This window comes from Petralouisia muris (assembly GCF_004793545.1).
GTDB lineage: Bacteria > Bacillota > Clostridia > Lachnospirales > Lachnospiraceae > Petralouisia > Petralouisia muris.
In genome coordinates, this window is record NZ_SRYA01000118.1 from 1 (window position 1) to 8,668 (window position 8,668).

Sequence of the window (8,668 nt, forward strand, 5' to 3'; positions counted from 1 at the left end):
TAATTCCCCCATGAATGGGGGCTAGGGGGCTGAAGTGTCGAAGACACTTTTTTATCCTTAGACTTTCCTTAGACTTTTCATAGAGAAATCCTATACCTTTTTGATACCATATTCAGCAAGGAGGTAAATTATATGATTTCTATGATTGCTTTAATTATTTCTTTGATTGCCCTTGCTGTCTGCTTTTTAGTTGCTATCAATGGAATTTTAAGCGACGGAATAAAAGGGTTACGACAAAAGGGAAAACCTATCATAGCCGCTTTTATTGTCTATGTATTATGCTTTTTAACTTTTCTTTTCACACAGTAATGGAGGTGCAAAATGTTACAGGTTAATAATGTGAATTTAGAGGTAGGCAATGCTGTTTTGCTCCATAACATCAACATTACATTAGAACTGGGAAAAATATATGGTGTTCTTGGTTCAAACGGCGCGGGCAAAACAACAATGTTTAAGTCAATGCTGGGACTGACAGACTTTACCGGGGAAATTCTTTCTGATAATCAGCCTGTTTCCAGCCGTTTATTTGGAAGTCTGATTGAATATCCCGCGTTCTATCCTAAATTGACCGCAGAAGAAAATCTACGGTTACATGCAAAATATTTGCAGATCAACAATCCCGATATTAGGACAGCACTGGAACAGGTAAATTTGTGGGAAGCAAGAAACAAACTTTTTTCGCAACTTTCCCTTGGTATGCGTCAACGGCTGGGCATTGCACGGGCTTTTTTGGGGAACGTAACGTATTTGTTGCTGGACGAACCAACAAATGGGCTTGACCCTATGGGAATAAAAGAAATCCGGCTTCTTTTGAAAGAACGGCTAAAATCGCCAAATCACTGTATTTTGGTATCAAGTCATAACCTCACAGAGATTGCGGCTATTACCGATTGTCTGATCTTCATTAAGAATGGGCGTATTGTAGAAATTTTAGAAAACAGCTATAACGAGCAGGAATTGGAAGCCCTCTATGAAAAAATAATGACTTCCAGTGAGGAGGGTGTCTGATGATTACATTGATAAAAAATGAATTTTACAAACAGAAGCGGGAATGGTCTTTCTTATTTCTCTTGATGCTATCTTTGCTTCCGGTATTAACAGGAGGGGCAGGAGCTATTTTTAATGACAGCACAAAAGCATTGACTGATCTATTCTTTTTTATGAATAATCAGTTTGCAATGTTTTTCCCAATGGTCTTGTTCATTCTTGTGGGCTTTTTGTTTTATCAAGAGTATAAAAACAAAACTTATATCAACTGGATAACTTACGGATACCCGAAATATAAATTGTTTTTAACCAAAGTTCTGGTTGCCCTTATAATCGGTACTTGTTTTGCATTGATGCTTCTGTTTCTGTTTTTTTGCTTGATTTTCGGTTTACAGATTACAGGAAAAACCACCGCAGACATTTCCGAACTTCTGACGATAACCACTGGTTTTCTGTTGGAAACTGCCATAATAATTCCTGTAACTGTTTGTGCGGGAGCAATCGTAATCAATTTAAGCAGAAACATTATTATAGCGAGTGTAACGGGTGTGATATATGGGTTTGTATCTTGCTTCTTCATTGGTTCAGAAATCGGATTTATTGTGCCGAATGGATTTGCATACCGGATCGCATTATACTTCTCTGACAAATCATCTTATTACGACAATCCTGTTAGAGCTACAATAGGTGGCAGCATTATTTCGTTACTTGCATTTATTATTCTTCTGTTGATTGGAGTAGGGCTTTTTGCTCATAAAAGAAAAATAGAAAGTTAATCTGCCGTACGACGGCAAAAGAAAAAAAGCCGTCGTCCAGCAGAGGTATTTTCACACGCTTATTCTTAAACGGCGGCTTTTGAGAAATCAAAGCCGCCGTTTTTTTACCCTCTAAAGAAATGACGCGGTTTCACTAATAAGAGCGGCGGCTAAAGGAGGTAGCCGCCATGAAGCACATAGCTTATCGACAAAATCCGACGGTCATTGACACATTAAAAAAAGCCCGTCCACCACCGGGGAAAATTACGCCCATAAGTATGAACTGTCTAATCATCTTAATAAGTTTTTTAGTACCTTTTTTCCTGTCCGCTTTTTTTGTGGGCAGGCTTTTTTTGCGCCTTTTGGTTTTCTTAAAAAGCTGCTTGGAAAGCGCAACAAAAGAGCCTTTTCCATACGGATAGGGTGTGAAAGGGGACGGAAGGACAAGCCTTTTGTCTTTTACACCACGAAGGAAGGAGGTGAACTCTATGGAGCTATCTTCTTCTGAAATGAAAACTATCCAACATCAGTATGACGCACTTGCGAAAAAAGTCCTCAAAGGCGAAGCAAGAAGTTATTACCGGGAGCTTTCCAAACGCGCCGCCCTTGAAGTGAATTTTTCGGAAATGAGCGAAGCGGAACTCTTACAGCTCTACACGCTGGACGAGTACGAGAGCGATTACTACCGCTTTGAAGTGTCCGGCTATGATGTGCTTGTGAAAAATGAGCTGCTTGGCGAAGCCTTACAAGCCCTGCCCGAAAAGAAGCGTGACATTATCCTTTTGTCATACTTTTTGGATATGAGCGACGAGGAAATAGGCGGTCTGCTGAATGTTGTGCGCAGTACGATTTTCCGGCACAGGAAAACCGCGCTTGAAAAAATCAAACTGTATATGGAGGGAAAAACAGATGAACAGAAATAAAAAATCCGTTGCCCTGTTGCCGTTCCCTGTTATTGCAGCAGCGGCGGGCGGCGACACGGAAGCCATGTGCGCAGTCTTGAAGCATTACGAGGGTTACATAGCGACACTTTGCACCCGGACGCTGAAAGACGACGCGGGCAATACTTATTCCTACGTTGACGAGGAAATGAAGAACAGGCTGCAAGTGCGGCTGATTACCCGCACCCTTGCCTTTAACGTAGGCTAAACACAGGCTGTCCCCAGCGGGGCGCGTCCCCCTTTCCGCGCTTCCGCTTATGGGCTGCTTGTCGTTTCACCGGGGCATACCGCCCAGCGCGGTATGCTTCCGTGAGCCGACAAGCTCTTAATTTTGAACCTTGACAAAGAAAGCGGCGCAAGATAACGGCGGCGCAGCATAGGGCAGATCGGATACGTCCCTTTTGCGCCGAGCCATACGGCGGGTGCGCCATGACGCTATTTCGGCGGGGTTTTCTATTCCCCGCTGGAATAGCCGAGCGACCAACACCGCGCCGGGGAGCAAGTTTAGCAGCTTGCGGGCGACGACAGCGCAGAATATATAATGATACTCCCTTACCGCCACAGTCCGAGCGTTCAAAGCGTCGCAGGCAATGGGTAGGGCTGCATGAGAACCATGCAGGGGTGAAACTCCCGTGAGGTTATGCTGCTAACCGTCCGATTTAAGCCTTTTTCACTATTAACCATTTACCCATTTTTTGAAAGGGGGATTTATAGAATGAACAATGCTGATGTGCCTATTTGGGAAAAATACACGCTTACCATTGAGGAAGCGTCAAAATATTTCCGCATTGGGGAAAACAAACTGCGGAAACTTGCAGAGGAAAACCCTACGGCGGGCTGGGTAATCTTGAACGGCAACCGTATTCAGATCAAGAGGAAACAGTTTGAAAAAGTCATTGAGACGCTGGACGCAATTTAGCGAAAAAGATAGTGAAAAAGAGCCTTGAATGTGCTATAATAGATGTAGGCATATCAAGGCTCTTTCCGACACGGAAAGGAGCAAAAACAATGTCGGAGAAAAGACGTGACAATAGAAACCGCATTTTGCGTTCGGGAGAGAGCCAGAGAAAAGACGGGAGATATGCTTACAAATATACCGATACTTTTGGTAAAGTGCAATTTGTCTATGCGTGGAAGTTAGTGCCTACGGACAAGACCCCAGCCGGGAAGCGTGACGACATATCCCTTAGAGAAAAGGAAAAAGAGATACAGAAAGACCTTGACGACGGGATAGACACAATCGGAAAGAAAATGACTGTCTGCGAGCTTTACGCAAAGCAGAACCGCCACCGGGGGAATGTAAGGCATAACGCCACAAAGGGGCGCGAACGGCTGATGAAGCTGCTGGAAGCGGACAAACTTGGTTCCTGCCCTATTGACAGTGTGAAGCTGTCCGACGCGAAAGAATGGGCGTTGCGCATGAAAGAAAAGGGAATATCCTATAAGACCATAAGCAACGACAAGCGTTCTCTGAAAGCTGCTTTTTACACAGCGATACAGGACGACTGTATAAGGAAGAACCCCTTCGACTTCCAGCTCAACACCGTGATCGAGGACGACACAGAGCCAAAAGTACCCCTCACAGCGGAACAGGAAGAAAGCCTTTTATCCTTTATGCAAAGTGATAGCGTCTATCAGAAATACCGTGACGAGGTTATCATACTGCTGGGAACGGGGCTTAGGATTTCCGAACTCTGCGGGCTGACTGAAACCGACCTTGATTTTGAAAACCGGGTAATCAATGTAGACCACCAGCTTTTACGGAGCGCAGAAACAGGCTACTACATAGAGAAGCCCAAAACGCAAAGCGGTATCAGACAAATTCCAATGAGTGAAAAAGTGTATGAAGCGTTGGGGCGCGTGTTGGAGAACCGCAAAGGAACGAAGCAGATCACCATTGACGGTTACAGCAATTTTCTTTTCCTCAACCGGGACGGTTGCCCGAAAACGAATGTGAATTATGCTACCATGTTTCGGGGACTTGCAAAGAAGTACAACAAGTGCCATGAGGAAGCGTTACCCAAAGTAATGACACCCCACACCCTACGCCATACGTTCTGCACCAACTTAGCCAATGCGGGTATGAACCCGAAAGCGTTACAGTATATCATGGGACATTCCAATATCACCATGACACTGAACTATTACGCACACGCAACTTTCGCTTCCGCAAGGGCTGAAATGGAAAGGTTGATCGCATAGCCGCCAGCAGAATTTACTACTTTTTTTACTACCATTGAGAGGGAAAACCTAAAAGGTTTTGAGGATATATGAGAACTTCTCCCCATATCTAAAATGTCGGGAAAGCCCGAAAATACGGGCTATACCGACATATAAGAACTTCTAAAGAGATAATCTAAATTCACCCATAATTTTAGATTCAAAAACTAAAGCAATACCAGATAATAACGAAAGAGCGCTAACTACCATCATAACATATTACGAGTGCAATAAGGAGTTGGCATGGCTTTTTGTTAAAGATATACCAGTAAAGGGATTAGATGAAAAACCAATTAAGGGCAAAGCAAAAGTCAATGAATATATTAGACATAGACCAAGTGACGATGTAATTGAATGCTTTACACACGAATGTGAAGCGTATTGGACTGCGCTTATTAATACATGCCAAGACGCTTTTAGTGTAGAAGCTGGCATAGGAAAATATAGAAATAAGGATGGAGGGCATGTGTTTTTTAGACCAGTATCTTTAATTCCCTTTACAAAGGCTGTGGTACGAATAAAGGAAAAAGAAAATTTGGAATATAAAGATATTATTAAAAATTTCTCTTCTAATGTGTTTTGGATTCAAAATGATATATGGAGAAAAATAATTTGGGATGATGTGAAGAAAAATATGATTATGGGGAATGCGAAATTGATAGAATTAATTTTCCTGTATTCCTACGATGGTTCTATTTTAACTGAAGCAGAGAAAAAGAAAATAGTTAAAGAGCTTGAAAGTAAATGGGATTATCATGAAAATGACATAATGGAAATTTTTTTGAATCGTTTATCTGGAGTGTGATTACGCACATAAAAGAGAAAAAATTTAAAAAATCATAGTTTTTTGCTGGTTAAAGACAGAACGGAGGTCATGCAGTTGATGATATCTTTGAAAATAGAAACGCTATTAGAGGGTAAAGTGGTAGAAAGAAATAGAGTTGAATATAAGGAAGGATGGAATCCTTCTGATATTACACATTCTATCTGCGCATTTGCTAATGATTATGCAAATGTGAATGGTGGATATATTGTTATAGGCGTGGAGGAGGATAATGGTGTTCTGATTTTGCCGCCCAAGGGGGTTCCGAAGGAACTTTTAGATAGAATATAACAAGAAATTTTTCAGTATTGCAACTTGAGCCACGCTATATTCCACAGATAGAAATTGTAAATTATCCAAATAAGGATACACACTTACTTTATCTGAAGTGTTCGCCGGGTGATGCTGGTCCGTATAGAACTCCTAAGGATGTATATTCCCCAAAGACAGGTGATAAGCCGGATAAGACAATGTACTATTGGATAAGACCAGCCTCTTTGGCAACGATTGCCAAACAGGGAGAAATTGCAGAATTATTTGAAAAGTTCAATGCCATTCCGTTTGATGATCGTGTGAATCGCAAGGCAAATATTGATATTATTAGAAGGGGATATCTAGAAGATTTTTTAAGGGATAGTAATAGCTCATTATTGATAGAAATAAACAATAGAAATATGGATGATTTATTGTTAGCCTTAGAAGTGGCGAATGAGACAGATACGGATTTAGAATTAAGAAATATTGCAATATTAATGTTTGCTGAAAGACCGGATAAGTTAATATCTGGAGCACAAATTAATCTTGTTAGGTTTAATACGAAGGAAGCGGAAGCAGGCAATATTATGTTTGAAAAAACATTTACCGATCCGATATGGAAACAGATAACAGATGTATTAGATTATATAAAAACAAATGTTATAATTGAGAAGACTGTCAAAATTGAGAATCAGGAGAAATCTGTAAAATGCGTGAATTATCCGTATAATGCATTGGAAGAAGCGATTGTTAATGCGGTATTTCACTAATTCTATAGAGAGGATGTTCCAGTGGAAGTGCGGATATATATTGACCGAATTATGATCATAAATTTTCCAGGTCCTGATGGATATATGGATATGGAAAAGTTCGCTGCAGGAAAGGTGAGGGCACGAAAATATCGAAACAGAAGAATTGGTGAATTTTTTAAAGAGATAGACCTTTCTGAAAAGCAAGGGGCTGGTATACCTAAAATTTTGAATGCATTATCAAAAAATGGTTCTCCCAAACCTTTGTTTGAGACTGATGAAAGAAGAACTTATTTAGAAACAACAATTTTTATTAGGGAAGGGTTTGATGAAAGCAGAAAAATGTCCGATAAAATGTCCGATAAGGAAAAGGATAGGATGAATATTATCATAATGTATCTCGAAAAACATTATGAAATATCAAGTGGCATTGCGGCAGATTTATTAAATGTAGAGAATAAAACAGCAAGCAGACTATTGAATAAGGCTCAAAAATGTGGAATTGTCCGAGGTGAAGGGAAAAATAAGACTAAAAAATATGTATTGCCGACAGAGGATAATTTGTGAAGAGGAAATAGGAGGTGCGTGGTACGATGGCGGTTCAGTTTGAACAAATAAAGAAGATATTGAATCGAAGACATTTAAGTGAATTTTCACTTGAACAGTTATTTACAGATATTGGGTTATATGAAGATGTATTAATAGATTGCTTTCCAACAAAGACATCGCCAACATATATATCAGAGGATAATTTGGTTGAAGAATTGATCGTAAGTGATGATGTGGTAGCGTTTAATGAATTATGGGCAAGTAAGGAGCCCGTCTTATTGCCATGCCCATGTTGTGGTAAAGTGAGATGACCTTTAATTTAAAGCCGGCATATAAACCAAAACAGGAAGATAAATCTAAATATTTGCCAAGTGAAACTAATGTCTTTGAGAAACAACATAAGTATTGTCTAGGAAGAAATGAATTGGGTATAGTTGATAATTTATTGAAAAACAAAGAGAATTGGGATGAGTTTTGCAAGGAAAGAGCTGATGATTGTAAGAATACTATACGTGCAACAAGAGACCTAAGAAAAGAAGGAAATTGTTCTTTGGATTATAGTCACCGATATATATTGGATTTTATTATACTTGAACCAGAAATTGCTTATAATGATCTTCCAGATAATATTAAAAAAGTTGTTTGTGGCGAGACAGAGAAGGATGAGGGAGAATTAGAATTTGTAAATGCGTATAATAAATTGATGCATTGTCTGATTATTCGAAAAATAGGTCAATTCCCATCCCAAGCAGAATCACAGTTATTGGGCACTTCAAAATATCGTAAGATTCTTGGAGATAAATATAAGGATTACACGTTAGGCATTCAGCTAAATGCCAGTGGTGTAGGTGCTGGGGCATTAGTGTATCTGCGTCGGATTTTTGAAGGTCTTCTTGAGGAATCGCATCAACGATGTGTCGAATTAGAAAATTGGGATGAAAAGATATATAAGGATTCGCATGTAGAAGAAAAAATAAAGTTGGTTGAAGATAGAAACGAAATTTTAATTCCACAAGAATTGCAGGCGATACGCAAAAAATTTTATGGAGCATTAAGCAAAGGAATTCATCAGCTTTCTGAGAATGAATGCAAAGAGTTGTTTCCGGCATTTAGATATGTAATTGAAAGTGTTTTGGATGCAAGGATGGCAAAAATTGAACATGATAAAAAACGAAATGAAATGATAAAAGTGATTAATAGTATTAAAAGTTAAATTGTTGCTGACTCTTTGCTGGGTGGTATTTGAAAAAATAAATCTTGGACTAAATTAGCTCAAGAAATGATGTTTTAGTCTAAGATTTAGTCCAAGAAAATGCTGAAACGCTGAAAACAGACAATGTCATTAACTTAAGGAATCTTTTACATTTGAATTGTAAAAGGTTCCTTTTT

At 39.6% G+C, this 8,668-nt stretch carries 14 protein-coding genes; all 14 read left to right on the top strand.

The window, feature by feature from the left end; genetic code table 11:
- Positions 1 to 132 precede the first annotated feature (132 nt).
- Complete coding sequence (locus E5329_RS26875) at positions 133 to 309, top strand: hypothetical protein (protein WP_016220873.1); 177 nt, start codon at positions 133 to 135, stop codon at positions 307 to 309.
- Positions 310 to 321: 12 nt separating this feature from the next.
- Complete coding sequence (locus E5329_RS26880; RefSeq protein ID WP_135992260.1) at positions 322 to 1,008, top strand: ATP-binding cassette domain-containing protein; 687 nt, start codon at positions 322 to 324, stop codon at positions 1,006 to 1,008.
- On the top strand, positions 1,008 to 1,763 hold the full coding sequence (locus E5329_RS26885; RefSeq protein WP_135992261.1) for an ABC transporter permease: 756 nt from the start codon (positions 1,008 to 1,010) through the stop codon (positions 1,761 to 1,763). The genes E5329_RS26880 and E5329_RS26885 overlap by 1 nt, the downstream gene beginning before the upstream one ends.
- Before the next feature lie 167 nt (positions 1,764 to 1,930).
- Positions 1,931 to 2,164, top strand: coding sequence for a hypothetical protein (locus tag E5329_RS26890; RefSeq protein WP_016220870.1), 234 nt, complete (start codon positions 1,931 to 1,933; stop codon positions 2,162 to 2,164).
- 66 nt (positions 2,165 to 2,230) lie between these two features.
- Positions 2,231 to 2,665 carry a sigma-70 family RNA polymerase sigma factor gene (locus E5329_RS26895; RefSeq protein WP_016220869.1) on the top strand — a complete coding sequence of 145 codons (435 nt, stop codon included), beginning with the start codon at positions 2,231 to 2,233 and terminating at the stop codon, positions 2,663 to 2,665.
- Positions 2,652 to 2,891, top strand: coding sequence for a helix-turn-helix domain-containing protein (locus E5329_RS26900; protein ID WP_005340884.1), 240 nt, complete (start codon positions 2,652 to 2,654; stop codon positions 2,889 to 2,891). The genes E5329_RS26895 and E5329_RS26900 overlap by 14 nt, the downstream gene beginning before the upstream one ends.
- Positions 2,892 to 3,398: 507 nt before the next feature.
- Positions 3,399 to 3,602 carry an excisionase gene (locus E5329_RS26910; protein ID WP_135992262.1) on the top strand — a complete coding sequence of 68 codons (204 nt, stop codon included), beginning with the start codon at positions 3,399 to 3,401 and terminating at the stop codon, positions 3,600 to 3,602.
- 89 nt (positions 3,603 to 3,691) lie between these two features.
- Positions 3,692 to 4,885, top strand: a complete 1,194-nt coding sequence (locus tag E5329_RS26915; RefSeq protein WP_135992263.1) for a tyrosine-type recombinase/integrase — start codon at positions 3,692 to 3,694, stop codon at positions 4,883 to 4,885.
- Between the two features lie 256 nt (positions 4,886 to 5,141).
- Positions 5,142 to 5,708 (top strand): hypothetical protein, encoded by a 567-nt coding sequence (locus E5329_RS26920; protein WP_135992264.1) that lies wholly within the window; start codon positions 5,142 to 5,144, stop codon positions 5,706 to 5,708.
- A 78-nt stretch (positions 5,709 to 5,786) separates the two neighbouring features.
- Positions 5,787 to 6,017: an AlbA family DNA-binding domain-containing protein gene (locus E5329_RS31250; protein WP_275443795.1), complete on the top strand. Its 231-nt coding sequence runs from the start codon at positions 5,787 to 5,789 to the stop codon at positions 6,015 to 6,017.
- A gap of 17 nt (positions 6,018 to 6,034) precedes the next feature.
- Positions 6,035 to 6,751 carry a hypothetical protein gene (locus E5329_RS26925; protein WP_275443792.1) on the top strand — a complete coding sequence of 239 codons (717 nt, stop codon included), beginning with the start codon at positions 6,035 to 6,037 and terminating at the stop codon, positions 6,749 to 6,751.
- A gap of 21 nt (positions 6,752 to 6,772) precedes the next feature.
- On the top strand, positions 6,773 to 7,297 hold the full coding sequence (locus E5329_RS26930; RefSeq protein WP_135992265.1) for an ATP-binding protein: 525 nt from the start codon (positions 6,773 to 6,775) through the stop codon (positions 7,295 to 7,297).
- A 26-nt stretch (positions 7,298 to 7,323) separates the two neighbouring features.
- Positions 7,324 to 7,590 carry a hypothetical protein gene (locus tag E5329_RS26935; RefSeq protein WP_135992266.1) on the top strand — a complete coding sequence of 89 codons (267 nt, stop codon included), beginning with the start codon at positions 7,324 to 7,326 and terminating at the stop codon, positions 7,588 to 7,590.
- Positions 7,587 to 8,492, top strand: coding sequence for a hypothetical protein (locus tag E5329_RS26940; RefSeq protein ID WP_135992267.1), 906 nt, complete (start codon positions 7,587 to 7,589; stop codon positions 8,490 to 8,492). The genes E5329_RS26935 and E5329_RS26940 overlap by 4 nt, the downstream gene beginning before the upstream one ends.
- Positions 8,493 to 8,668 lie beyond the last annotated feature (176 nt).